The organism is Bradyrhizobium sp. Ses1 (assembly GCF_059512365.1).
Window position 1 is genome coordinate 532,150 of sequence record NZ_JCAMOQ010000001.1, and the last position, 24,071, is coordinate 556,220.

Annotated in this window: 21 protein-coding genes and 2 riboswitches; of the genes, 18 read left to right on the top strand and 3 right to left on the bottom strand. The window is 63.5% G+C overall.

The genetic code is table 11. From position 1 onward, the window contains the following. Positions 1 to 26: 26 nt before the first annotated feature. The 8 genes from AC5ZG5_RS02555 to AC5ZG5_RS02590 all read left to right on the top strand — a co-directional run bounded on the left by AC5ZG5_RS02555 (position 27) and on the right by AC5ZG5_RS02590 (position 5,685). Entirely contained in the window at positions 27 to 680 is a 654-nt protein-coding gene (locus tag AC5ZG5_RS02555; protein WP_130228240.1) for a glutathione S-transferase family protein, read from the top strand. Further along, entirely contained in the window at positions 681 to 1,049 is a 369-nt protein-coding gene (locus AC5ZG5_RS02560; protein ID WP_456640959.1) for a nuclear transport factor 2 family protein, read from the top strand. 154 nt (positions 1,050 to 1,203) lie between these two features. Continuing rightward, the gene (locus tag AC5ZG5_RS02565; protein WP_456640960.1) at positions 1,204 to 1,617 is read left to right on the top strand and encodes a YciI family protein; all 414 of its coding nucleotides are present in this window, start codon (positions 1,204 to 1,206) and stop codon (positions 1,615 to 1,617) included. 138 nt (positions 1,618 to 1,755) lie between these two features. Further along, positions 1,756 to 2,175 (top strand): YciI family protein, encoded by a 420-nt coding sequence (locus AC5ZG5_RS02570; RefSeq protein WP_028163676.1) that lies wholly within the window; start codon positions 1,756 to 1,758, stop codon positions 2,173 to 2,175. Positions 2,176 to 2,216: 41 nt separating this feature from the next. Continuing rightward, complete coding sequence (locus tag AC5ZG5_RS02575) at positions 2,217 to 2,582, top strand: YciI family protein (RefSeq protein WP_456640961.1); 366 nt, start codon at positions 2,217 to 2,219, stop codon at positions 2,580 to 2,582. 287 nt (positions 2,583 to 2,869) lie between these two features. Further along, positions 2,870 to 3,565, top strand: coding sequence for a TetR/AcrR family transcriptional regulator (locus AC5ZG5_RS02580; RefSeq protein ID WP_028163674.1), 696 nt, complete (start codon positions 2,870 to 2,872; stop codon positions 3,563 to 3,565). Between the two features lie 120 nt (positions 3,566 to 3,685). Beyond that, positions 3,686 to 4,180 carry a DUF2852 domain-containing protein gene (locus tag AC5ZG5_RS02585; protein ID WP_028163673.1) on the top strand — a complete coding sequence of 165 codons (495 nt, stop codon included), beginning with the start codon at positions 3,686 to 3,688 and terminating at the stop codon, positions 4,178 to 4,180. A gap of 533 nt (positions 4,181 to 4,713) precedes the next feature. Then, positions 4,714 to 5,685, top strand: a complete 972-nt coding sequence (locus tag AC5ZG5_RS02590) for a Na+-dependent transporter (RefSeq protein ID WP_456640962.1) — start codon at positions 4,714 to 4,716, stop codon at positions 5,683 to 5,685. Positions 5,686 to 5,856: 171 nt separating this feature from the next. Here AC5ZG5_RS02590 and AC5ZG5_RS02595 read toward each other — a convergent pair whose 3' ends face one another. Beyond that, positions 5,857 to 6,930, bottom strand: coding sequence for a tartrate dehydrogenase (locus AC5ZG5_RS02595; protein WP_456640963.1), 1,074 nt, complete (start codon positions 6,928 to 6,930; stop codon positions 5,857 to 5,859). A gap of 1,279 nt (positions 6,931 to 8,209) precedes the next feature. On the opposite strand from AC5ZG5_RS02595, the gene tolQ reads away from it, so the two are divergent. From tolQ to ftsH, 10 genes are all read left to right on the top strand, one after another. Beyond that, positions 8,210 to 8,923: a protein TolQ gene (gene tolQ, locus AC5ZG5_RS02600; protein WP_027579741.1), complete on the top strand. Its 714-nt coding sequence runs from the start codon at positions 8,210 to 8,212 to the stop codon at positions 8,921 to 8,923. Between the two features lie 41 nt (positions 8,924 to 8,964). Then, on the top strand, positions 8,965 to 9,438 hold the full coding sequence (locus AC5ZG5_RS02605; RefSeq protein ID WP_028163670.1) for a biopolymer transporter ExbD: 474 nt from the start codon (positions 8,965 to 8,967) through the stop codon (positions 9,436 to 9,438). A gap of 41 nt (positions 9,439 to 9,479) precedes the next feature. Then, a complete protein-coding gene (gene tolA / locus AC5ZG5_RS02610; protein ID WP_456641014.1) occupies positions 9,480 to 10,445 on the top strand; it encodes a cell envelope integrity protein TolA in 966 nt (321 codons plus the stop codon). A gap of 110 nt (positions 10,446 to 10,555) precedes the next feature. Continuing rightward, a complete protein-coding gene (tolB, locus tag AC5ZG5_RS02615; RefSeq protein ID WP_409334845.1) occupies positions 10,556 to 11,845 on the top strand; it encodes a Tol-Pal system beta propeller repeat protein TolB in 1,290 nt (429 codons plus the stop codon). Between the two features lie 186 nt (positions 11,846 to 12,031). Further along, positions 12,032 to 14,359 carry a putative bifunctional diguanylate cyclase/phosphodiesterase gene (locus AC5ZG5_RS02620; RefSeq protein WP_456641015.1) on the top strand — a complete coding sequence of 776 codons (2,328 nt, stop codon included), beginning with the start codon at positions 12,032 to 12,034 and terminating at the stop codon, positions 14,357 to 14,359. A 192-nt stretch (positions 14,360 to 14,551) separates the two neighbouring features. After that, a complete protein-coding gene (locus AC5ZG5_RS02625; RefSeq protein WP_130230745.1) occupies positions 14,552 to 15,289 on the top strand; it encodes an N-acyl amino acid synthase FeeM domain-containing protein in 738 nt (245 codons plus the stop codon). A 274-nt stretch (positions 15,290 to 15,563) separates the two neighbouring features. After that, positions 15,564 to 16,055: a peptidoglycan-associated lipoprotein Pal gene (pal, locus tag AC5ZG5_RS02630; protein WP_028163665.1), complete on the top strand. Its 492-nt coding sequence runs from the start codon at positions 15,564 to 15,566 to the stop codon at positions 16,053 to 16,055. 137 nt (positions 16,056 to 16,192) lie between these two features. Continuing rightward, the gene (gene ybgF, locus AC5ZG5_RS02635; protein ID WP_456640964.1) at positions 16,193 to 17,257 is read left to right on the top strand and encodes a tol-pal system protein YbgF; all 1,065 of its coding nucleotides are present in this window, start codon (positions 16,193 to 16,195) and stop codon (positions 17,255 to 17,257) included. 46 nt (positions 17,258 to 17,303) lie between these two features. Next, on the top strand, positions 17,304 to 18,326 hold the full coding sequence (tilS, locus tag AC5ZG5_RS02640; protein WP_028163663.1) for a tRNA lysidine(34) synthetase TilS: 1,023 nt from the start codon (positions 17,304 to 17,306) through the stop codon (positions 18,324 to 18,326). A 262-nt stretch (positions 18,327 to 18,588) separates the two neighbouring features. Next, positions 18,589 to 20,511 carry an ATP-dependent zinc metalloprotease FtsH gene (gene ftsH, locus AC5ZG5_RS02645; RefSeq protein ID WP_130229339.1) on the top strand — a complete coding sequence of 641 codons (1,923 nt, stop codon included), beginning with the start codon at positions 18,589 to 18,591 and terminating at the stop codon, positions 20,509 to 20,511. A gap of 249 nt (positions 20,512 to 20,760) precedes the next feature. Here ftsH and AC5ZG5_RS02650 read toward each other — a convergent pair whose 3' ends face one another. Continuing rightward, the gene (locus AC5ZG5_RS02650; protein ID WP_028163661.1) at positions 20,761 to 20,958 is read right to left on the bottom strand and encodes a hypothetical protein; all 198 of its coding nucleotides are present in this window, start codon (positions 20,956 to 20,958) and stop codon (positions 20,761 to 20,763) included. A gap of 50 nt (positions 20,959 to 21,008) precedes the next feature. Beyond that, a complete protein-coding gene (gene metE, locus AC5ZG5_RS02655; protein ID WP_456640965.1) occupies positions 21,009 to 23,339 on the bottom strand; it encodes a 5-methyltetrahydropteroyltriglutamate--homocysteine S-methyltransferase in 2,331 nt (776 codons plus the stop codon). Between the two features lie 107 nt (positions 23,340 to 23,446). Further along, positions 23,447 to 23,647, bottom strand: a riboswitch (cobalamin riboswitch). A gap of 132 nt (positions 23,648 to 23,779) precedes the next feature. After that, positions 23,780 to 23,998, top strand: a riboswitch (cobalamin riboswitch). The last annotated feature ends 73 nt before the right edge of the window (positions 23,999 to 24,071 follow it).

The following is a 24,071-nucleotide window of genomic DNA, read 5'->3' on the forward strand; positions in this document are numbered from 1 at the left end:
TCCGGCCGCCGGCAACAGGAGTTTCCATGTCGCTGACGCTGCACTATCACCCGCTGTCGTCGTTCTGCTGGAAGGTGCTCATCGCCCTCTATGAGAACGACGTCCCGTTCGCGCCCCATCCCGTCGACCTTTCCAATCCTGCCGAGCGCGCGGCGCTGTTGAAACTGTCGCCGATCGGGCGCTTCCCGGTGCTGCAGGACCATGCGCGGAACCAGGTCGTGCCGGAATCCAGCATCATCATCGACTATCTCGACCGCCATTATCCCGGCCGCACCAAGTTCATTCCGGCTGAGGCCGATCTCGCCTGGCAGACCAGGCTGCGTGAACGCTTCTATGATCTCTATCTGCACCTGCCGATGCAGAAGATCGTCGGCGACCGGCTGCGGCCGGCCGACAGCAAGGATCCGTTTGGCGTCGAGGAGGCGAGGGCGCAGCTGCTCGCCTCCTACCGCATCATCGACGAGCAGTTGGCGCCCGGCGGCTGGGCGGCGGGCGAGGCGTTCACGCTTGCCGATTGCGCCGCCGCGCCGTCCTTGTTCTACGGCAACATGATGGTGCCGTTGGGCGACGAGCACGAGAATCTGCGCGCTTATTTCGAGCGCCTGAAAGCGCGTCCGTCCTTCGCGCGGGTCATGAAGGAGGCCGAGCCCTATTTCAAGCTGGTGCCGAAGGAGAGCTGAATGCCATCCACCGACAAAGCCGGGATCATCCGCGCGATCTTCGCCGCCTATCTGGCGAACGACCGCCAGCGCGTCGAGGCGGCCTTCACCGACGACTTCCGTTTCACCAGCCCCTATGACGACAATCTGGACAAGCTGACCTATTTCGCCTGCTGCTGGCGGGATAGCGATTGGATCGCGAGCCATGAGCTGGAACGGATCTTCGTCAAAGGCGACGAGGCCTTCGTGACCTATCGCTGCGTGGCGAAGGACGGAAATAGCTTCCGCAATACCGAGTTCTTTGCCTTCGACGGCGACAAGGTGAAGCGCATCGACGTCTATTTCGGCGCCACCTATCAGGATGGCAAATTCGTCAAGCAGGGCGCGTAGGGTGGGCACGCCGCCCGCGCCCAATTGCCGCAATTACCTCCAGAATAATTTTGCAGGGACCTGTCGGTGCGGCAAAACCCGGTTCGTCTTATCTGCGAGTGCCTGAAGACAAGTGACCAAACCAATAAGTGACCCCCTAACGGAGCGCGAGACGATGCGATTCATGGTGATAGTGAAGGCCAGCCGGGACACCGAAGCCGGCGTGATGCCCTCGACGGAACTTTTGGCCGCGATGGGCGCCTTCAACGAGGAGATGGTCAAGGCCGGCGTCCTGCAAGCCGGCGAGGGCCTGCATCCGAGTGCGAAGGGCGCGCGGGTCGGCTATGGCGGCGGGCAGCCCCGCGTCACCCGCGGGCCGTTCAGCTTGAGCAACGATCTCGTCGCCGGCTTCTGGCTGATCGAGACCAAATCGCTCGATGAAGCGATCGACTGGATGAAGCGTGCCCCGTTCGAGGACGGCGAGATCGAGATCCGGCAGGTGTTCTCGACCGAGGATTTCGGCGAGGCATTGACCCCCGAACTGCGCGAGCAGGAAGAGCGCCTGCGCGCCCAGGTCGCCACAAGGTAGCCCTCGCCGTCATTCCGGGGCGTCCGAAGGACGAGCCCGGAATCCATCGGACCGCGTGCGCAAGCTGAGAAATGGATTCCGGGCTCATCGCGTTGCGATGCCCCGGAATGACATCCCCCAAACCACAAGGAACCACCCATGCGATTCATGATGCTGATGATCCCGCTCGGCTTCGAGACCGCGCCGCCGAAGATCGACCTCGATCCCGAACGCGTCAAAGCGATGATGCAATACAACCAGGCGCTGAAGGACGCCGGCGTCCTGATCGCGCTGGACGGCCTGCATCCGCCGTCGGCGGGCGCCCGCGTCTCTTTCGCGACCGGCAAGCCTGTGGTCACCGACGGTCCGTTCACCGAATCGAAGGAAGTGCTCGGCGGCTATTGGATGATCAACGTGGCCTCGCGTGCGGAGGCGATCGAATGGGCCAAGCGATGCCCGGCCAGCGAGAACGAGATCATCGAGATCCGCCAGGTGCAGGAAATGAGCGATTTCTCGGAGGAGGTGCAGAAGGCAGCCGCCGGCTTCGAAGAACTGCAGCGGGACTCGGCACACCGTTAAGTCGCGCACCGATCACAAATTCAACGCCAAGGGAGAAGCACATGAGCAGCAACGATACGTTCCTCGCCGTCTATCTCGGCAGCATGAACGGTGCGCGAATGACGGCCTGGCGCGCGCTGCCGGAGGCCGAGCGGCGCGCCAAGGAGCAGCAGGGGATGGCGGCGTGGGGCGCCTGGGTCGAAAAGCATCAGGGGGTGATCGTCGAGATGGGCGGCCCGCTCGGCAAGACCAAGAAGGTCGACGCGAACGGCATCGGTGACATCACCAACCTGTTGACCGGGTTCACCGTGGTGCGTGCCGCCTCGCAGGAGGCCGCCGCCAAAATGTTCGAGAACCACCCGCATTTCGCGATCTTCCCGGGCGACTCCGTGGAGATCATGCCGGTCCTTCCGATTCCGGGCCGTTAATTTCGCCGCCAGCCCTGCAGCCCGGGTGAAGCGCCAGCGTCACCCGGGGCCCGGAAATGCGGACACAGCCGTCCCGGGTTGCGCGGAGCCTGTCATCGGGCGCGCGTTCGCGCGACCCGTTGGCTCCGCCCGGGCTACGAACCGCCGTCATTCCGGGGCGATGCGATAGCATCGAACCCGGAATCTCGAGATTCCGGGTTCGGCTCTGCGAGCCGCCCCGGAATGACGCGAAGTTGCGCCCTCGGCGCTAGTGACCTTTGCATCCTGCTCATGTAAGAGCTTTTCACATGAGCTGGCGCAAGGATCAGCGCCGCGGCGAGCGCGGCTATCATCACGGCAATCTCAAAGAGGCGTTGCTGCAGGCGGCGCTCGACTTGATTTCGCAGAAGGGGCCGGCCGGCTTCACCTTCGCCGATGCCGCCCGCATGGCCGGCGTCAGCCCCGCCGCGCCCTATCGGCATTTCCGCGACCGCGACGAGCTATTGTCGAGCATCGCCCAGCGCGGCTTCGAGCAGTTCGAACAACTCCTGACGCAGGCGTGGGACGACGGCCGTCCGGACACGATCACCGCGTTTGAGCGCGTCGGCAAGGCCTATCTAGCCTTCGCCCGCGAGGAGCCGGCGTTCTATTCGGCGATGTTCGAATCCGGCGTTCCGGTCGAGACAACTCCTGCACTGATGGCGGCAAGCGAACGCGCCTTTGCCGTCATTCGTGCCGCCGCGGAGCGGCTTGCGGCTTTGGCGCCGCCCGGCGTGCCGCGTCCGCCGGCGATGATGATGGCGCTGCACATCTGGGCGATGTCGCACGGTGTCGCTTCGTTATTTGGCCGTGGCGATGCAGCGCGTCGCAAACTGCCGATGACGCCGGAAGAACTGCTGGAGGCCGAAGTCCTGATCTATCTGCGCGGTCTCGGCTTCCCCACCGAGCGCACGCCCGAGCCGCTGGACGAAAAGCCTGCCGGTCCTTGGGGCAAACCGAAATAAAATTGCCGAAATAATTTTGTCGCACCCCCGTGGGGTCGCCTTGACTTTCGGAATGGATCGGCCAAGTATGTAAATGTTATTTACATTCACAACGGCGTGATGCCGTGATGGAGAAGGGAAATGGCCTACACCGCAGATGTCAATCGATGGCGCGGCCCTGTGGAAGAACCCTACCGCCCACGCATGTTCGAAAGCCCGTGGCACCCCGGCTGGATTGCCGTGACCATTCTCGGCTTCATCATTTGGTGGCCGATCGGGCTCGCCCTCCTCTTTTTCACACTCGGGAGCAGAAGAATGGGTTGCTGGAGTCACCACGATCAGGATCGCTGGCAGAACAAGATGGAGCGGATGCAGTACAAGATGGATCGCATGCGCGACCGCATGGAGCGCCGCGGCTTCGGCTGGGGCTTTGGTCCGCCCTCGAGCGGCAACCGCGCCTTCGACGAATACCGCGCCGAGACGCTGCAGCGTCTCGAAGAGGAGCAGAAGGAGTTCAAGGAATTCCTGAGCCGCCTGCGCCACGCCAAGGACAAGGAAGAGTTCGACGCCTTCATGAACCAGCATCGCCAGCGTCCGACTCCGCCGAACGACCAGCCCCCGCCGCAGCAGGGCTAAAGCCATAGCGTTTTCAAGCGAAGTGGGCACCGGTTCGCGTGAAGAAAACGCGTCAAGAATAAGATCGAGAGCTAGCCTTCAGGCGATGTGCCCCCATAAAACCTGATGGCCCTGAGCCGCCCGTTTGCGAAAGCAGACGGGCGGTTTGGTTTTTGAAGCGGCCGTGTTGAACACTTCCGTTGCCGCAATGATGCTGTCGTCCCGGCCTTGAGCCGGGACCCATAACCACAAGTGTTTGGAGTGTGCTCCGCTGCAACCACTTGCACGCGCCACAACAACCGCTTGTGGTTATGGGTCCTGGCTTTCGCCAGGACGACACTGTGCCTCTTGCCAATGGCGTCGCACGATGCCAATCAAGTCCCATGGACGATTGCCTGACCTTCACTGCGTCGCGCTGGTGGCGCTCCTTTTAAGGAGCGGCACGTCGTCTTGTCTCATCTGCAAAACATGAACGAGTGCCGCCGCGGTCCGGCGGGCGCATGTTCTTATCTCAACAGGTCTCTCCGTGCTGCGGCTCCATCAGGAGAACGCCAATGCCTGTTGCCTTGACTGCTACCATTGCTGCCATCGTCGGGCCGCTCGCGTGGCTCGGCCGCCAGGGCACGCGCGCCGTCGCCGCGTTAGTGTTCATCGGCATCGCGATCCCGCCGCTCGGCGAAGCGTTGCGGCCCTTCGTTACGGAGGCCGTCTTTCTCCTGCTCTGCATCTCGTTCATGCGCGTGGATATCTCCGCGCTGCGGCTCTATCTGCGCCGGCCTGCGATTGTGCTCGCTGCGACGGCATGGACGCTGCTGGCGGTCCCGGCCATGACCGGCGTGTTCTGGCGCGCGGCCGGCCTCGGCACAGCCTCGCCGGACCTGTTCCTGGGCCTGATGCTGCAGGCGGTGGCTTCGCCGATGATGGCTTCGCCCTCGCTCGCGGCGCTGATGGGGCTGGACGCCACGCTGGTGCTGATCACGCTGGTGACCGGCACCGCGCTGGTGCCGCTCACCGCGCCGCTGTTCGCCTATCTCTTCTTCGGCTCTGCCTTGACATTGTCGCCGGTCGCCCTCGGCGCAAAACTGTTCCTGATCCTGGCCGGCGCGCTCGCGGCCGCCGCGATCATCCGTTTGTTGTTCGGGCTTGCCGCCATCGAGCGCCACAAGGCGCCGATCGACGGCCTGAACATCCTGATCCTCCTGGTGTTCGTTTGCGCAGTCATGGGTCCGGTCGCGCCGAGTTTTTGGCGTGAACCGCTGCAGGCGCTGGGGCTGACGCTGCTCGCCTTTGCGGTGTTCTTTGCGCTGCTCGCCGGCACCATGCTGGTGTTTCGCCGCTTCGGCATGGAGCGCGCGCTTTCCTTGGCCGTGATGGTGTCGCAGCGGAACATGGGCCTGATGGTCGCCGCCACCGACGGCGTGCTGCCGGGCCTGACCTGGCTCTACTTCGCGCTATCGCAATTCCCGATCTATCTTGCGCCGCAACTGCTCAAGCCGATCATGGGCAGGCTGACGAAGTGGCGGTAGAGGTGCCATCTGCTTTCGCAGGCGGGCCGCACTTCACCTCTCCCATAGGGAGAGGTCGGCGCGCAGCGCCGGGTGAGGGGTTACGCTCTCTCGATAGACCTCAACCCCTCACCCGGATTTCCCGCTGGCGCGCGAAATCCGACCTCTCCCTTCGGGAGAGGTGAAGGCGCCTCATACATTCGATCCCTGAATCGCGTCGATCACGGCATCCGTCACCTCTTTCGTCGTCGCGTTGCCACCGACGTCGGGCGTCAGCACACCGGCGGCGCAGACGCGTTCCACCGCCGCCATCAGACGCATGGCCGCGTCCTTCTCGCCGAGATGCTCCAGCATCTGCGCGCCGGTCCAGAAGGTCGCGACCGGGTTGGCGATGCCCTTGCCGGTGATGTCGAAGGCCGAGCCGTGGATCGGCTCGAACATCGAGGGGAAGCGGCGCTCGGGATCGATATTGCCTGTTGGCGCGACGCCGAGGCTGCCGGCGAGCGCGCCGGCGAGATCGGACAGGATGTCGGCGTGCAGGTTGGTCGCGACGATGGTGTCGAGGCTTTTCGGGTTCAGCGTCATGCGCACCGTCATGGCGTCGACCAGCATCTTGTCCCAGGTGACATCAGGGAATTGCTCTGCCACTTCGGCGGCGATCTCGTCCCACATCACCATGCCGTGGCGCTGCGCGTTCGACTTCGTCACCACGGTGAGCAATTTGCGCGGGCGCGACTGCGCGAGCCGGAAAGCATAGCGCATGATGCGCGTGACGCCGACGCGGGTGAAGATCGCAACTTCGGTGCCGACCTCTTCGGGCAGGCCCTTATGCGCGCGTCCGCCGGCGCCGGCATATTCGCCTTCCGAATTCTCGCGCACGATCACCCAGTCAAGATCGCCGACGCCGACATTGCGCAAGGGCGAGGCGACGCCGGGCAGGATCTTGGTCGGCCGCACATTGGCGTATTGGTCAAAACCCTGGCAGATCGGCAGCCGCAGCCCCCACAGCGTGATGTGGTCGGGCACATCGGGCGCCCCGACCGCGCCGAAATAGATCGCATCGAACTTCTTCAGTTCGGAGAGCCCATCGGCCGGCATCATGACGCCGTGCTTCTTGTAGTAATCCGAGCCCCAGTCGAACGTCTTGAACTGGAACGCGACGTCGCCGGAGCGTTTCGCCAGCGCTTCCAGCACACGAATGCCCGACAAGATCACCTCGGGGCCGATACCGTCGGCAGGAATGGCGGCGATGGAATGGGTGCGCATGAGTTTCTCCCGGGGCGCGATTGTGGCTTCGACGAGCTTTGGCCGATGCGTAACCCACCATTTCGCCCACGCCAAGTTTTGTCCGTCATTCCGGGGCGCGCGCAGCGCGAGCCCGGAATCCATCGGGCCACAGCGCGAGAGGCGAAATGGATTCCGGGCTCGATGCTCCGCATCGCCCCGGAATGACGGAGGGACGCATTGCGCAATCCTCTCCTCCGTCATGGCCCGGCTTGACCCGGCCATCCACGTTCTCCCGTCCGCGGCGGCAAAGGACGTGGATGCCCGGGTCATCTGCGCCAAGACGCGCTTCGCGCTTTTGCCCGGGCATGACGGCATCGTATCATTCGCGCGATTTTCCTTAGGCCAATCAACGTGATTTGCCCCGTCCAGCCCTCGCGGCAAAAACATTCCGCTTTCGCCGTCGGGCAAATCAGTGATTTAACTCCGCGCGTCTCACGCGAATGAGGGGCGGGTCGCGATCGTCACGAACGTTGCGGTGAGATGCGGTGGACGCGATGCGTGCGACTGACGAGCGCACGCATCACGGACGGCGAAGTCGTGTGGTTCTGGCGCCCCGACGCTGGCGCTAAGCTCGCGAGCAGCAAGAGCTGCCGCGGGTGACGGTGGCAAGAAAGCCCGGTCACCGGGAAGAGCACGAAGTAAGCCGTAAACCACTGCGCAGGGAAAGCCGGAGTGTTTTCGGTTGAACCTGTGGTCCTACCCCCGTGCTTTTTGCTGCACGGGACCCATGGGTGCAACCGGCACCCGGCTTTCCCTGCGCCCTCTGTTCAATGAGAGGGCGAAACGAACGCAAAGCTCGGGCAGGTCATGCCGCGAGAATGCGGAGTCATATCCCCTTCGCTGTTTGACAATTGAAGCCAGCCTATCTCCTTAGGATGGGGAACAAGCAGCAGGGAACCCGCCCATTCCCGTAACCGGCCGGATTTCCTGCATTTCCAGCCGCCAAACCGGGCTTTGGTAACCTCGCCTTAACCACGGTTAGAGTCAGGTGAGGGACGGAAATGACGCGCGAACAGCCCTTGTTTTGACATGTTGGCGGAGGAAGCAGGGCCCGGCCTTGGACGGCCCTCCCATGCGACAGATGAAAGCTTTTCGCGGCTGGCGCTTACCGCCGCGCTGGGCGCGCGGCTGCGAGGGGCGGCTCAAGCGAGGTGGAGACCGGTTCGCGTGAGGAAAACGCGTCGAAACGAAAATCCGGGACCGGCAGCCATTTGCTCCGGGAAGGACACAGGATCTTTGCGTTGAAAGGATATTGCCGATGAATCCCGCCGACGTGGCGCAGGCAGCGCTGCCCATGGCCTCGAGCGACGTGTCGCTGATCGCGCTGTTCCTGCAGGCCCACTGGGTCGTGAAGGCGGTCATGCTCGGGTTGCTCGCCTGCTCGGTCTGGGTCTGGGCGATCGCGATCGACAAGATCTTCCTGTATTCGCGCACCCGCCGCGCGATGGACCGGTTCGAGCAGGCGTTCTGGTCAGGGCAGTCGATCGAGGAACTCTATCGCACGCTGTCGGCCAAGCCGACCCAGTCGATGGCGGCCTGTTTCGTGGCGGCGATGCGCGAATGGAAGCGCTCCTTCGAGAGCCATTCGCGCTCCTTTGGCGGCCTTCAGATGCGGATCGAGAAGGTCATGAATGTGTCGATCGCGCGCGAGGTCGAGCGGCTGGAACGGCGGCTGCTGGTGCTCGCGACCGTCGGCTCGGCCGGCCCCTTCGTCGGCCTGTTCGGCACCGTCTGGGGCATCATGTCGAGCTTCCAGTCGATTGCGGCATCAAAGAATACCTCACTGGCGGTGGTGGCGCCGGGAATCGCGGAGGCGCTGTTTGCGACCGCAATCGGCCTGATCGCCGCAATTCCGGCGACTATTTTCTACAATAAGTTCATTTCCGAGGTGAACCGACAGGCCCAGCGCCTGGAAGGCTTTGCCGACGAGTTCTCCGCGATTCTGTCGCGCCAGATCGACGAACGGGCCTGATGAGGCAGCAAGTGATGAACGCAAGCGGTGGGTTTTAGGCCATGGCGATGAGCATGGCGGGTTCGTCGGGCGGCGGTGGCCGCCGTGGCCGGCGCCGCGCCGCCGTGATGGCGGAAATCAACGTCACGCCGATGGTCGACGTGATGCTGGTGCTGCTCATCATCTTCATGGTCGCAGCGCCCTTGATGACGTCGAATATCGACATCGACCTGCCGATCGCGAGCGGCGGCAAGTCGATTGCCCAGAACACCCCGCCCTTGACGCTGTCGGTCAAGCGCACCGGCGGGAGTTGCAATTCGAACGTGGAACTCTATCTCGGGGACGCCCCGATCTCGGCTGCCGACCTCTTGCCCAAAATCAAGGCTATCCGGGAGACCCGGTCGGATAACGATGCCGTGGTATATCTGCGCGGGGACAAGGACGTCTGTTACACGGATATGATGAAGCTCTTGGGCCAGATTCGCACCGCCGGCTTCAAGGCCAACATCGTCATCATCCCGGAGGGGGGATCTTGAGATCTTAAGCTGTGGCAGAGCAGGGTAAGTTGCAGGGAAAATTGAAGGTCAAGGTCGACAAGACACTGGTGGCATCGATCGCCCTGCACGTGCTCGTGCTGGGATGGGGCCTCGTATCGTTTTCGTCCAAGGCCTATGTCCTGCCGGACGAGGAGACCGTCGCTGTCGACGTCATCTCGTCCGACCAGCTTGCCCATGTGATGGCCGGCCAGAGGACCGGCAAGAAGGAAAATCCGAAGCCGCTCGTCGAGAAGGTCGCCGAGGCCAAGCCGGTCGACGACACCGTCGGCAAGATCGAGGACAAGAAGCCGCCCATCGTCACCGACACTGCCCCGCCGCCGACCCCGAAGGTGGAAGAGAAGCCGGTCGAAAAGAAGCCCGACCCGCCGAAGCCGGTTGCAGAGACCAAGCCCAAGGAAGAGCCGAAAAAGGAAGAGCCAAAGCCGGAGCCGAAGCAGGCCGAGAAGAAGCCGGACCCCGTGAAGCCCGATCCGATTGCCGAGGCGATCAAGAAGGAAGAGAAGAAGCCGCCGCCGAAGCCGCAACAGCAGGCTGCCAAGCCGCCGCCGGAGCAGAAGCTGAAGGAGCGCGTGTTCGACCAGTCGAAGATCGCAGCGCTCCTCGACAAGCGCGATCCGACGCGCCAGGCGGCAGCCGGCGATACGCTCAATTCCAACGCAGCGCTCGGCCTTGCCCATGGCAAGGCCGCCGACAATTCGGCGACCTGGGGCGCGATGTTCAAGAGCCAGGTGGAGCGGTGCTGGAAGAAGCCCTATGGCGGCATCGAGGCGATGCAGACGGAAGCCGCCTTCGTGATCCGCCTGAAGCGCGACGGCACGCTCGAGGGCATGCCCGTGCCGGAAGGCACGGCAGCGACGCCTTATTTGCGCGTCTATCAGGAGAGCGCGTTGCGCGCGATCATCGAATGCCAGCCGTACAATCTGCCGGCGGCCTTCTTCGACGAATGGAAATATTTTTCGCCCGTGTTCACCGAACGAAAGACCTGAGCGCGATGTGCGCTTGAGGTCCCATAAAGCAAAGTTCGCCAACGATGACCAATCAGAACAAATCGTTTGAGACGTTTTTCCGCCCGACCCGCCGCCAGATCATTTCCAGCATGGCCGCGCTCGGCACCATTGCCGCCGCACCGCGTGGCGCATTCGCGCAAGGGCCGAAGCGCGTGCAGATTCCCGACGGCGAGTTCGCGCCGCTGCCGATCGCGATCCCGAATTTCACGGCCGGTACCCCCGGCGATACCGAGGTCGGTGCCGGCGTCACCCAGGTCATCACCAACAATCTCAAGCGAAGCGGTCTGTTCGCGCCGATCGACCAGGCCGCCTATCTGGAGAAGAACATCAATATCGACGCCGCGCCGAACTTCCAGAACTGGAAGTCGGTCAACGCGCAGGCGCTGGTCACCGGACGCATGACCCGGCAGAACAACGGGCGCGTGAAGGCGGAATTCCGCCTCTGGGACGTCAATACCGGCCAGCAGCTCGCCGGCCAGCAATACGACACCTCGGCCGAATATTGGCGGCGCATCGCGCACATCATCTCCGACCAGATCTATGAACGGCTGACCGGCGAGAAGGGCTATTTCGATACCCGTATCGTCTTCGTCGACGAGACCGGATCGAAGGAGCGCCGCGTCAAGCGGCTCGCGCTGATGGACCAGGACGGCGCCAATGTGCGCTATCTGACCCGCGGCTCGGACCTCGTGCTCACGCCGCGCTTTTCGCCGTCGACCCAGGAAATCACCTATATGGAGTTCGGGCAGGGCGACCCGCGCGTCTATCTGCTCAACATCGAGACCGGCCAGCGCGAGATCGTCGGCAATTTCCCGGGCATGTCGTTCTCGCCGCGGTTCTCGCCGGACGGCCAGCGCATCATCATGAGCCTGCAGCAGGGCGGCAACTCGAACCTGTTCGTGATGGATCTGCGTTCGAAATCGATGACGCGGCTGACCGACACGCCGGCGATCGACACCTCGCCATCTTTTGCACCCGACGGAACGCGTATCTGCTTCGAGTCCGATCGTGGCGGCAAGCCGCAGATCTATGTGATGGCGGCAAATGGCGGGCAGGCGCAACGCATCTCCTTTGGCGACGGCAGCTACTCGACGCCGGTGTGGTCGCCGCGCGGCGACTACATCGCGTTCACCAAGCAGGGCGGCGGCCAGTTTGCGATCGGCATCATGAAGCCCGATGGCTCGGGCGAGCGGATCCTGACCTCGGGCTATCACAATGAGGGGCCGACCTTCGCGCCGAACGGGCGCGTCGTGATGTTCTTCCGCGATCCCGGCCAGGGACCGTCGCTCTTCACCGTCGACGTTTCCGGCCGCAACGAACTGCGTGTGCCGACGCCGGGCTTCGCGTCAGATCCGGCGTGGTCGCCGCTATTGTCGTAAATTGCCGGGGGGCTTAAGCGGGTAACCATTCCCGTTAACCGGAAAATTTTTCCCAGTCCATTGAAACTAAAAGAGGATTTCTTCTGAATAAAACTCGAAACAAGGTCTTGGTAACGATATTCCCTCAGAAAGACTTCATCAGCGCCGGGTAGAACTGCACGTTACAACAGGACGTGTATGAGCAGCATGCAGCTCGCCAACCAGAGCGCGGATTCCGACCAGAAGGTGTCGCCGTCGATCTACGCGGCACTGATCGATTCGCTGTTCCAGAATCCGGCGCCCCTGTTCGCCGGTGCTGCGCTGGTGGCAATGGCGGCAGTGCTGACCGCCATGAAGACGCAGCTGCTCTGGCTCTGGCCCTGTGTCGCACTGCTGGTGATCACCGGCGCCGCCCGCGCGGTCGACATGCACTGGTACATGTCGCGCAGGTCGGTCCTGACCACCGAGGAGGTGGCGCGCTGGGATGTCCGCTATCAGATCGGCGCGATGGCCTATGCGATCGCGCTCGGCGTCTGGTGTACGGTCACGCTGCTCGGCAGCGACGATGCGGTCGCGCACATGATCTGCCTGTCCGTCACAACAGGCTATGTGGCGGCCGGCGCGGGCCGCACCTACGGCCGGCCGTGGATATTCCATGTCCAGATCGCGCTCGCCTGTGGTCCGACCTCGATCGCGCTCGCGATGAAGGGAACGCCTTACTATATCGGGATGGCGATCGTGGCCGCGGTGTTCTTCCTCGCCCTGAAACAGATATCGACCAACTTGCAGCGGATCTTCGTGCAGGCGTTGGTGGCGGGCGAGCGCGAGGCCGCGCTGGCTAGCCAGTTTGACACCGCGCTGAACAACATGCCGCACGGCCTGTGCATGTTCCGCGCCGATGGCCGGCTGGCCGTCATGAATCATCGCTTTAGCGAGATGATGCAGTTGTCGGAAGATCTGGTGCAGCGCGGCGCCAGCGCGGCCGACATCATCGCAGCCTGCGTCAGCTCCGGTTCGATCTCCGATGCAAGTGGCAGGAAGATTCTCGCCGAGATCGAACACACCGAGACGCGGGACATGGTTACTAACGATCCGGACGCCACGCGCGGCCGCGCGCTGTCCTGGACGTTCCAGCCGATGACCGGCGGTGGCGCCGTCGCGCTGCTGCAGGACATCACTGAGCGGTGCAATGCCGAGGCCAGGATCAACCATCTGGCGCGCTACGACGAACTCACGGCGTTGCCCAACCGTGTCCATTTCCGGGACGAGATCGGTCGCCTCCTAGCCGGCCAGCAGGGCGCCGCGCAACTGTCGGCCCTGCTGTTCATCGACCTCGACCAATTCAAGCAGGTCAACGACACGCTCGGCCATCCCTGCGGCGACCAGCTCCTCTGTGCGGTAGCCGGCCGGCTCCGCGAAATGCTGCGGCCGGAAGATTTCGTGGCGCGCTTCGGCGGCGACGAGTTCGTGGTGTTCCAGCAGGACATCAAATCGCATGAGGACGCGGCCAGCCTTGCACGTCGCATCGTCGATCGCCTCAGCGAGCGCTACAAGATTCACAATCACCTGGTCGAGATCGGGGCCAGCGTCGGCATCGCCATGACGTCGCCGGGCGTCAGCGCCGACACGCTTTTGAAGAACGCCGATATGGCACTCTATCGCGCCAAGGCTGACGGGCGCGGCACGTTCTGCTTTTTCCGCGACGAGATGGCCCAGATCGTCGAAGCGCGCCGCATCCTCGAGCTCGACCTGCGCAAGGCGCTGGCGAACGAGGAGTTCGAGCTCTATTACCAGCCGCTGGTCAATCTCAAGACCGGCAGGATCACGACCTGCGAGGCGCTATTGCGCTGGAATCATCCGGTGCGCGGCACGGTCTCTCCGATCGAGATCATTCCGGTAGCGGAGGACATGGGGTTGATCGTCGATCTCGGCCGCTGGATTCTACGCAAGGCCTGTATGGAATGCATGGCCTGGCCCGAATCCGTCAGCGTCGCGGTCAATTTGTCGCCGCAGCAGTTCCATCAGCGCGACGTGCTGAGCGAGGTCCGCTATGCGCTGGAGGTTTCGGGCCTGCCAGCGCGACGTCTTGAGATCGAGATCACCGAGTCCTCACTGTTGCGCAATACGCAAGTGACGCACGACGTGCTGTCGCAGCTGCATGCGCTGGGTGTACGGATCTCGCTCGACGATTTCGGCACCGGCTATTCGAGTCTGAGCTATCTGCACAACTTCCCCTTGCAGAAGGTCAAGATCGACCGCTCGTTCCTCGAAGGTATCGATACCGACCGCCCGCTGACGCTGCTGCGCGGCGTGGCGCGGCTGTCGGCCGATCTCGGCATGTTGGTCGTGGTCGAGGGCATCGAGACCAACGAGCAGCTCGAGCTGGTCGGCGCCGATGGTGCGGTCACCGAGGCGCAGGGCTATCTATTCAGCCGCCCCGTTCCTGCGGTGCGCATCCGCCAGTTGTTGAAGGCTTCCCACAGCCGCCATACCGACGATCAGCCGTTCGTGGTTGCCTCGCGTTCGATCGCCTGAGATCACCCGATACCGTAGTCTTACCGGCGTACCGACGCATGGTCGGCGTACAAGCCGTGCGCGTAGCGGTTAACCGTAATGCCGCGATCGCTTTGCACACCAGTTAAGAAGCTGTTAATTTATTCAAATGCGCGTAAAGGTTTACCGCGCGCAAAAGTTGTGTGTGCTGGTGATAGTTTTTTGGAGTAGCCCATGAGGTCCGCAGCCGAAGCCATCAAGCCGGCTACAGGACGGCTTGCGGACCCGCTGGATCGAGTCGATTACCGTCTCGCCGAGACCCCTGAGGAAAAGGACGAGATCTACCGACTCCGCTATCGCGCCTATCTCCGTGAAGGCGCAATCCAGCCTTCGGCCGACGAGCGCGTCGTCGATCAATATGAGGACGCTCCGAACGCCTGGACGTTTGGCGTGTACGTTCACGGCGAACTCTACAGCTCTATCCGGATCAGCGTGCTGACGTCCGAGTGGCGGATGTCGCCCTCAGTTGAGCTGTTCGGCGACGTGCTTCATCCCAAGCTCGATCAGGGCCTCGTCTTCATCGATTCAACGCGCTTTGTCGCCGACCCTGAAAAGGCGCGGAATTTTCCGGAACTGCCTTATGTCACGGTGCGGCTCGGCTCGACTGCCGGCGTTCACTTCAATGCGGACTACGGGTTGGCCATCGTTCGTGCCGAGCACATGGCGTTCTACCGTCGGGTATTCCTGCACGAGGTCTGGTCCCAGCCTCGCCTCTATCCGGGCCTGGTCAAGCCGGTCGGATTGATGGCCGCACACCTGCCGAACGTGTCTGAGCGGGTGCTCGCCCGCTATCCGTTCCTGCGCTCGAGCGCGTTCGAACGAAGGATGCTGTTCGAGCGGGGGCGGGGTCAATCTGGTACCACTGATGTCCGGCCCTCCTTCGCGCAAGCGTCGATCGTTCCAAGTTCCTGAATAGTCCGGCTTCGCCCGAACTGTCGCTGAAGTCCCGCACTCTGCGCCGATTCTTCCCGGTAAAGCCGGGAAATCGGCGATTCCGGCGGCCTCCGCGCTTGTCTTCACCCTCGCGCCACATTTACAACCCATTAACCATCGGGGGCGCTTTTCGCCGTTCGTCCGCATTTGATCGGGTCTGGCAAGGTCCCATCAAGGTTGACGGAACGTTCGCTTAACCATCGCCCTGTAGATCGGATGAGAGTTCGAGAACGTGAGCGTGGAGGCTCCGGGAATGAAATATCAGATGCGAATCCTCCAGGGATTGAAGCTCGCCGCGGTGGTGGCGGTCGCGCTATCGATGGGTGCATGCGCCAAGAATAATCTCGGCGCCGATGGCGCGATGGCGAACGCGGCGACCCCGGGCAGCCAGCAGGATTTCGTCGTGAACGTCGGCGACCGTGTTTTCTTCGAGAGCGACCAGACCGACCTGACCCCGCAGGCGATCGCGACCCTGGACAAGCAGGCGCAGTGGCTGCAGAGCTACAACCGTTACAGCTTTACCATCGAAGGCCATGCCGACGAGCGCGGCACACGTGAATACAATATCGCGCTCGGTGCGCGTCGCGCCCAGGCGGTTCGCTCCTATCTCGCCTCGCGCGGCATCGATCCGAGCCGGATGCGCACCATCTCCTACGGCAAGGAACGTCCGGTGGCGGTCTGCAACGACATCTCCTGCTGGTCGCAGAACCGCCGCGCCGTGACGGTGCTGAACGCGAGTTCGTGAGCTTTCGAAAACTCTGCGATTTGCCGCCGGCGCCGAGAGGCGCCGGTTTTGTTTAAACGTTGATTTGCTTCAGTCACAATTCCGGCGTACTCCCTGCCTCAGTGTGATTCCGCGTCGATTTTCGTCGTCAGGGCAAGATGTCATCCAGATTTCTTAGAGTTGCACGCGCCGCGGCGGTTGCCGCGGGACTGGCCATTTCCGCACCGGCCTTCGCACAATCCGACGATGCCGACCTCGAAATGCGGGTCCAGCACCTGGAGAACCAGCTTCGGCAGCTGACCGGCCAGAACGAGGAACTGCAGTATCGTAACCGCCAGTTGGAGGAGCGCCTGCGTCAGCTCGGCGCTGCGCCGTCCGGCCCCGGCGGCCAGCCCCAGGCCGCCCAGCCCGGCGTTGCCGCCATGCCGCCGACCGCACAGCCTGCACAGTCCTACCCGCCGCAAGGCGGCCAGCCGTCCTATGGACAGCCGCAACAGGGCTATGGGCAACCGCAGCCGGGTTACAGGCAATCGCAGGGCGGCTACGACCAGACCCAGATCGCAGCTCCCGCTCCAATCGTTCAGGAGCCGGCAGCGCCAGCGGCGGGAGGGCGCCGCGGCCGTGGCGATGCCTTCGATCCCAACCAGAACCCGAACGCCCCGGGGGCGCCGCGCGCACTCGGTGGCGGCCAGATGCCGATGTCACCGGATGCTGCGGTCGGCGCGCCCGGCGGACGTGGCGCCGGCGAACCGCTCGACCTCGGCAACACCAGCCCACGCAATGCCGGCGCACCGGCGGGGGGTGGCGCCATCGCCGCACTGACCACCTTGCCGCCATCGGCGACATCGAAGGACGAGTTCGATCTTGGCATCGGCTATATGCAGCGCAGGGACTATGCGCTCGCCGAGGAAACCATGCGGAATTTCTCGCAGAAATATCCGAGCGACCCCTTGATCCCGGATGCGCAATATTGGCTCGGCGAGAGCTACTTTCAGCGTCAGCAGTATCGTGACGCCGCCGAGTCCTTCCTCGGTGTGACCACGAAATTCGACAAGTCGGCCAAGGCGCCGGACGCGCTGCTGCGGCTTGGCCAGTCACTGGCGGCGCTGAAGGAGAAGGAAGCTGCCTGCGCCGCGCTCGGCGAAGTGACGCGGAAATATCCGCGGGCTTCCACGGGCGTCAAAGCTGCCGTCGATCGTGAGCAGAAGCGGATCAAGTGCTAAACCGGTGCCGCTGGGGCCTTTCGGCTCCGCGACCAGTGGCACCGCCATGTCCGATGACAGCAGCGCGATCTCCGCGACAGAAGCCAAACGTCTGTTAGACGACTGGAAGCGCGCGCCAGCGATCGTTCTGGCCGTGTCCGGCGGTCCGGACTCGGTGGCGTTGATGTGGCTCGCGGTGCGCTGGCGCCGGACACTGAAGCAGGGGCCGCGGCTGATTGCAGTCACTGTCGACCACGGCCTGCGCCCGGAGGCCGCGCGCGAAGCGCGTGAGGTCAAGCGCCTTGCGGGCACCCTCGATCTGCCCCATCGGACGTTGCGCTGGACCGGGACCAAGCCGAACAGCGGCCTGCCGGAGGCGGCACGCGAGGCGCGCTATCGCCTGCTGGCCGAAGCGGCCCGCGCGAGCGGGGCGACGCATATCCTCACGGCCCACACCCGCGACGACCAGGCCGAAACGCTTCTGATGCGGCTGCTGCGCGGCAGCGGCATCGCCGGCCTCGCCGCGATGGCGCGCGAGACCGAGCGCGAAGGGGTGAGATTGGCGCGGCCGCTGCTCGCTGTTCCAAAGGCGCGGCTGATCGCTACCCTGGAGAAAGCCAGGATCGGTTATGCGGTCGATCCGACCAATCGTGACACTGCGTTCACGCGTCCGCGGCTGCGTGCGCTGATGCCGGCACTGGCTGCAGAGGGCGGCGATGCCCGGAACCTGGCGCGGCTGGCAGCGCGGCTCGCTCGGGCCAATGCCGCGGTGGAAGTGCTGGCTGATGGTGCCGAGCGCTACCTTGCGCTGCGCGATGGCAATGCGGCGCGCCCCGGATTCGATGCCGGGGCCTTTGTGGCCCTTCCCGAGGAGGTCCGGCTGCGCCTGCTCAAGCGCGCGATCGACCGCGTGGGCCATGAGGGGCCGGCCGAACTGGGCAAGATCGAGGCCCTGCTGGCCGCACTCGATCAGGCGGTTACGCAGAGGGCGGGCAAGCTGAAGCAGACGCTCGCCGGCGCGGTCATTGGGCTCGCCAATGGGCGGATCCGGGTCGAGCCGGCACCGCCGCGCAGGAGCCGGGCCCGCTGATATTCAGCCGAATAGGAAAATTCCCGACATATCCGCTTAACTACCCCCGAAAAACCCGGATCTTTGCGCCATTATTTGACCGGGAATCGGGCTAGGATGCGCTAAATAGTCCTGTGCAGTTCCCTTGGCATATACTCCCGTGGCACCTAAATTGTATGCAGTCGCTAAGGGGGGATTCCCAGGGATTTCCTGAAGTGCCCTGCCTGAGGCCGCCCGAGGATAGTTTTGAGGCCGCGATCCGCGCGACCACGAAGGAAGATCAATGAACGCCAATCTGCGGAATTTCGCCCTCTGGGTCATTATCGTCTTGCTGCTGTTGGCGTTGTTTACGCTCTTCCAGAATCCGGGTCAGCGCGCGTCCTCGCAGGACATCTCGTTCTCGCAGCTCCTCAGCGAAGTCGACCAGGGCCATGTCCGCGACGTCGTGATCCAGGGGCCGGAAATCCATGGCACCTTCACCAACGGCTCGAGCTTCCAGACCTACGCGCCGAACGACCCGACGCTGGTGAAGCGCCTCTATGACGGCAAGGTGCAGATCACTGCGAAGCCGCCGGGCGACAACGTGCCGTGGTTCGTTTCGCTGCTGGTCTCCTGGCTGCCCTTCATCGCGCTGATCGGCGTGTGGATTTTCCTGTCGCGCCAGATGCAGGGCGGCGCCGGCAAGGCGATGGGCTTCGGCAAGTCGCGCGCCAAGATGCTGACAGAGGCGCATGGCCGGGTGACGTTCGAGGACGTCGCCGGCGTCGACGAGGCCAAGCAGGACCTGCAGGAGATCGTCGAATTCCTGCGCGACCCCGGCAAATTCCAGCGTTTGGGCGGACGCATTCCGCGCGGCGTGTTGCTGGTCGGCCCTCCCGGCACCGGTAAGACGCTGATCGCGCGCGCGGTGGCGGGCGAAGCCAACGTGCCGTTCTTCACCATTTCCGGCTCCGACTTCGTCGAGATGTTCGTCGGCGTCGGTGCATCGCGCGTGCGTGACATGTTCGAGCAGGCGAAGAAGAACGCGCCTTGCATTATCTTCATCGACGAAATCGATGCGGTCGGCCGCCATCGTGGCGCCGGCCTCGGCGGCGGCAATGACGAGCGCGAGCAGACGCTGAACCAGTTGCTGGTCGAGATGGACGGCTTCGAGGCCAATGAGGGCGTGATCCTGATCGCCGCCACCAACCGGCCCGACGTGCTCGATCCGGCGCTGCTGCGGCCCGGCCGCTTCGACCGTCAGGTCGTGGTGCCGAACCCTGACGTCGTCGGCCGCGAGCAGATCCTGAAGGTTCACGTCCGCAAGGTGCCGCTGGCGCCCGATATCAACCTGAAGACCATCGCGCGCGGCACCCCGGGCTTTTCGGGTGCCGACTTGATGAACCTCGTCAACGAGGCCGCGCTGACCGCCGCCCGCCGTAACAAGCGGATGGTGACGCAGGCCGAGTTCGAAGAGGCCAAGGACAAGGTGATGATGGGCGCCGAGCGCAAGTCGCTCGTTATGACCGAGGAAGAGAAGCTTCTGACCGCCTATCACGAAGGCGGCCACGCGATCGTCGGCCTCAACGTCGTCGCCACCGACCCGATCCACAAGGCGACCATCATTCCGCGCGGCCGTGCACTCGGCATGGTCATGCAATTGCCGGAGCGCGACAAACTGTCGATGTCGCTGGAGCAGATGACCTCGCGTCTCGCGATCATGATGGGCGGACGCGTCGCGGAAGAACTGGTGTTCGGCCGCGAGAAGGTCACCTCGGGCGCGGCCTCCGACATCGAGCAGGCGACACGTCTGGCGCGCATGATGGTGACCCGCTGGGGCCTGTCGGAACAGCTCGGCACCGTCTCCTATGGCGAGAACCAGGATGAAGTGTTCCTGGGCATGTCGGTGTCGCGCACCCAGAACGCCTCGGAGGCGACAGTCCAGAAGATCGACTCCGAGATCAAGCGCCTGGTCGAGGAAGGCTACAACGAGGCGACGCGAATCCTCACCGAGAAGCGCGCCGATCTCGAAGCACTGGCGAAAGGCCTGCTCGAGTTCGAGACGCTGACCGGCGACGAGATCGTTGATCTCTTGAAGGGTAAGAAGCCGAACCGCGAGTCCGTGCTCGAGCCGACCACGCCACGTGCCTCCGCCGTGCCGCCTGCCGGCAAGTCGCGTCCGCGCCCGGATCCGGACCCCGGCCTGGAGCCGCAGCCGCAGGCGTAAGCGCGATCAGAGAGCAAGACGTACAGAAGCCCGGCCTAGTGCCGGGCTTTTGCTTTGGCGATTGCTCCACATTCCATCGTCGTCCCGGGCTTGCGTGCCGCTGCGAAGCCCCTTGGGCGTAGCCGGGGCCCGGGACTCATTCCACAGGCGGCTGTCGTGGCGCGAGCAAGCCGTTGTAGCGGAGCACACTGTAAACGCCTGTGGTTATGGGTCCTTCTTCGCAATGATGTTGCAACCGCCTGCATATCGTCATGCGGTCCCGGGCGTGCCGAGATGCCGGTCCAACATCTGCTCCGGTGTCTCGACGACCTCAATCCTCTCGCCATCGCCACCGACGAAGGCGAGTACGGTGCGCTCGCCGTCGCGCCACATGCTGCCGACGAGCGCGATATTGATGTGAATGGGCTGCTCCGTCTCGAACCTTGTGCATTGAATCCAGAAGCGCATGGCGTTCTCCTCTTCGAGCCGCCGCAGGATAAGAGACGGGGCGGCGCTGTCTAGCCAAGCGACCGCAATTCGCGGGCGGCGGCGACCATGTTGGCGAGCGCCGGGCGCACCTCTTCCCACTTGCGGGTCTTCAAGCCGCAGTCGGGGTTGATCCAGATCTGCGCGTCGGAGAGCCGCTCTCTTGCGAGCTTGAGGAGGTCGGTGATCTCGCCAATGTCAGGCACGCGCGGTGAATGGATATCGTAGACGCCGGGACCGATTTCGTTCGGGTAGCGGTAGTTCCGGAAGGCGTCGAGCAATTCCATTTTCGAGCGCGAGGTCTCGATCGAAATGACATCGGCGTCCATCGCCGCGATGGCGTCGATGATGTCGTTGAACTCGGAGTAGCACATATGGGTGTGGATCTGGGTCTCGTCCTGCACGCCGGAGGAACAGATGCGGAAACTATCGACCGCCCAATCGAGATAGGTCTTCCATTCCGACCTGCGCAGCGGCAGGCCTTCCCGCAGTGCTGCTTCGTCGATCTGGATCATGCCGGCGCCGGCCATCTCGAGATCGAGCACCTCATCGCGGATCGCGAGCGCGATCTGTCGGCACACGTCGCTGCGCGGCAGGTCGTCGCGGACGAAGGACCAGTTCAGGATGGTCACGGGGCCGGTCAACATCGCCTTCACCGGCTTTGCCGTCAGTGACTGCGCGAATTGCCACCATTCGACCGTCATCGGCTGCGGTCGTGAGACGTCGCCATAGAGGATCGGCGGCCGGACGCAGCGCGAGCCATAGGACTGCACCCAGCCGAGCTCGGTGAAGGCGAAGCCGGAAAGCTGCTCGCCAAAATACTGCACCATGTCGTTGCGCTCGAACTCGCCATGGACCAGGACGTCGAGCCCGATATTCTCCTGCCAACGGATGGCGCGCGCGGTCTGATGCTGCAGATAGGTCTTGTATGCGGTATCGCTGAGTGCACCATTGGCATGTGCGGCGCGTGCGTTTCTGACATCGGTTGTCTGCGGGAAGGAGCCGATGGTCGTGGTCGGGAAGCGTGGCAGATTGAACCGCTCGCGCTGCACCTCGGCACGCTCGGCGAACCGGCTGGCACGATGGCGCATGCCGCCATCGATGGCGGCGAGACGCTGGGCAACCTTGGCATCGTGAATCCGCGGTGAGGTCTTGCGCGCGGCCGCGGCGGCATCGGACGCTCGGATCGCTTCGGACGCAGGGGCCCGGCCACTTCCAAGCGCCGCGCCCAGTGCGGCAAGCTCTTCGAGCTTCTGCACCGAGAATGAAAGCCAGGTCTTCACCTCGGGATCGAGCTTGGTTTCCAGGGCGAGATCGATGGGTACATGAAGCAGCGAGCAGGATGGCGCGATCTGAATGCGCTCCTTGCCGAGCTTTGCGACGACGGGCCCAAGCTGATCGAGGATCCGGCTCAGATCCGCGCGCCAGACGTTACGGCCGTCGATCACGCCGAGCGACAGCACCCGTTCTTTCGGAACGTCGATGAGATCGCCGAGCTGCTGGGGCGCGCGCACGAGATCGAGATGGAGGCCGGCGACCGGAAGATCAAACGCGACCGCACGATTGCCGCCGAGCCCGCCGAAATAGGTCGCCAGCATGATCCTGATGTCCGGCACCGCTTTGGCGATTTCGGAATAGGCGCGCCGTAGGGCTTGCTGAGCGGCGGCGTCCAGATCAAGCACGAGAGAGGGCTCGTCGATCTGCACCCATTCCGCACCGCGGGCAGCGAGTTCGCGCAATAGTTCGATATAGACCGGCAGGAGCCTGTCGAGCAGCGACAGCGTGTCGAAATGCGGTTCCTTGGACTTGGCCAGTTTCAGGAACGTGACCGGGCCGACCAGCACGGGGCGGGTCTGATAACCCAGCGCCTTCGCCTCCTCATACTCTTCGATCGGCTTGCGCGATGAGAGTGCAAAATACTGGTTCTTGCGAAGCTCCGGCACCATGTAGTGATAGTTGGTGTCGAACCATTTCGTCATTTCGAGCGCCGCCACGCCATGTGCGTGATGGGCATGTCCGCAGGCCTCGTCATGCGCGTCGGCCGTGGTGCCACGCGCCATCGCGAAATAGGTCGCAAGCGGCACCGCGCCGCCGGTCCAGCCATAGCTTTCCGGGATAGCGCCGACCATTGCGCAGGTGTCGAGCACCTGATCGTAGAACGAGAAATCGTTCGACGGGATCACGGTGATACCGAGTTTCTTTTGCCGCGCCCAATTGGCCGCGCGCAGCCCGACGCCGGTTTCGATCAGCGTCTTTTCGTCTGATGTGCCGGACCAGAAGCGTTCCAGCGCAAATTTCAGTTCACGGCGCGGACCGATCCGCGGCGTGCCGAGGGACGCAACAACAAGTGAAGTGGAAGACATTGGCTTAACCCCATGAGTTGGGGGCAAAGGCCGTAGTGACACGTCTGGATTCCCTGCGCGAGGTGCGCACGGAATCGCAACCGCACCACCGGGACACCCCGCCCGAGGACGTGTATGTTGTCGAGGCAGGTCTCCTGGCTCGCGGGTCGTTGCTGCGGTCCGGCCTTCCCGAAGCTTTGCAGGCTTCAGTGGCAATTGTGGACCGCGGCTCGCCGCTTACAGTTGCGGGGGCAGCTCCGGCTTTACACCGGCTTCCCTCTTAGCTCCGGAAAAGATCTCTCCGAAGAACCACGACGCGTTCACTTACCGGCAAGATCGCGCGAACGTCAACTCGGCTGACATCACGTGCGCGTGGAGCCGGTTGTTCACAGCGTCAACGGCGTGGACCGGAATTTTTGCGCTTCGCCCATACGTCCCATTGACACCATTCCCCAAATCGCACCAGATGTAGCTGTCACGGTCCATCATGACGCAAGGAATGGTGGCCAAGAGGGAAGCTGGTGATCGCGCGTTGCTCGCGAGAATCCAGCGCTGCCCCCGCAACTGTAAGCAGTGAGTTGCTCCCGATTTTAGACGTCACTGATGCGGCATCGCATTGGGAAGACGGGGAGTGACGCCGACCTGCGAGCCAGGAGACCTGCCGTGACAGCAAATAACGTCCACGGGCGGGGTGTCCCGGCGGCCGCTTGCAGGCTCATGCCGGTACGCCGCCGGCATCATCACGCAGCGTCG

Coding starts and splice junctions, on each gene's coding strand:
- AC5ZG5_RS02555 (WP_130228240.1), top strand. CDS start 27: ATGTCGCTGACGCTGCACTATCACCCGCTGTCGTCGTTCTGCTGGAAG.
- AC5ZG5_RS02560 (WP_456640959.1), top strand. CDS start 681: ATGCCATCCACCGACAAAGCCGGGATCATCCGCGCGATCTTCGCCGCC.
- AC5ZG5_RS02565 (WP_456640960.1), top strand. CDS start 1,204: ATGCGATTCATGGTGATAGTGAAGGCCAGCCGGGACACCGAAGCCGGC.
- AC5ZG5_RS02570 (WP_028163676.1), top strand. CDS start 1,756: ATGCGATTCATGATGCTGATGATCCCGCTCGGCTTCGAGACCGCGCCG.
- AC5ZG5_RS02575 (WP_456640961.1), top strand. CDS start 2,217: ATGAGCAGCAACGATACGTTCCTCGCCGTCTATCTCGGCAGCATGAAC.
- AC5ZG5_RS02580 (WP_028163674.1), top strand. CDS start 2,870: ATGAGCTGGCGCAAGGATCAGCGCCGCGGCGAGCGCGGCTATCATCAC.
- AC5ZG5_RS02585 (WP_028163673.1), top strand. CDS start 3,686: ATGGCCTACACCGCAGATGTCAATCGATGGCGCGGCCCTGTGGAAGAA.
- AC5ZG5_RS02590 (WP_456640962.1), top strand. CDS start 4,714: ATGCCTGTTGCCTTGACTGCTACCATTGCTGCCATCGTCGGGCCGCTC.
- AC5ZG5_RS02595 (WP_456640963.1), bottom strand. CDS start 6,930: ATGCGCACCCATTCCATCGCCGCCATTCCTGCCGACGGTATCGGCCCC.
- tolQ (WP_027579741.1), top strand. CDS start 8,210: ATGAATCCCGCCGACGTGGCGCAGGCAGCGCTGCCCATGGCCTCGAGC.
- AC5ZG5_RS02605 (WP_028163670.1), top strand. CDS start 8,965: ATGGCGATGAGCATGGCGGGTTCGTCGGGCGGCGGTGGCCGCCGTGGC.
- tolB (WP_409334845.1), top strand. CDS start 10,556: ATGGCCGCGCTCGGCACCATTGCCGCCGCACCGCGTGGCGCATTCGCG.
- AC5ZG5_RS02620 (WP_456641015.1), top strand. CDS start 12,032: ATGCAGCTCGCCAACCAGAGCGCGGATTCCGACCAGAAGGTGTCGCCG.
- AC5ZG5_RS02625 (WP_130230745.1), top strand. CDS start 14,552: ATGAGGTCCGCAGCCGAAGCCATCAAGCCGGCTACAGGACGGCTTGCG.
- pal (WP_028163665.1), top strand. CDS start 15,564: ATGAAATATCAGATGCGAATCCTCCAGGGATTGAAGCTCGCCGCGGTG.
- ybgF (WP_456640964.1), top strand. CDS start 16,193: ATGTCATCCAGATTTCTTAGAGTTGCACGCGCCGCGGCGGTTGCCGCG.
- tilS (WP_028163663.1), top strand. CDS start 17,304: ATGTCCGATGACAGCAGCGCGATCTCCGCGACAGAAGCCAAACGTCTG.
- ftsH (WP_130229339.1), top strand. CDS start 18,589: ATGAACGCCAATCTGCGGAATTTCGCCCTCTGGGTCATTATCGTCTTG.
- AC5ZG5_RS02650 (WP_028163661.1), bottom strand. CDS start 20,958: ATGCGCTTCTGGATTCAATGCACAAGGTTCGAGACGGAGCAGCCCATT.
- metE (WP_456640965.1), bottom strand. CDS start 23,339: ATGTCTTCCACTTCACTTGTTGTTGCGTCCCTCGGCACGCCGCGGATC.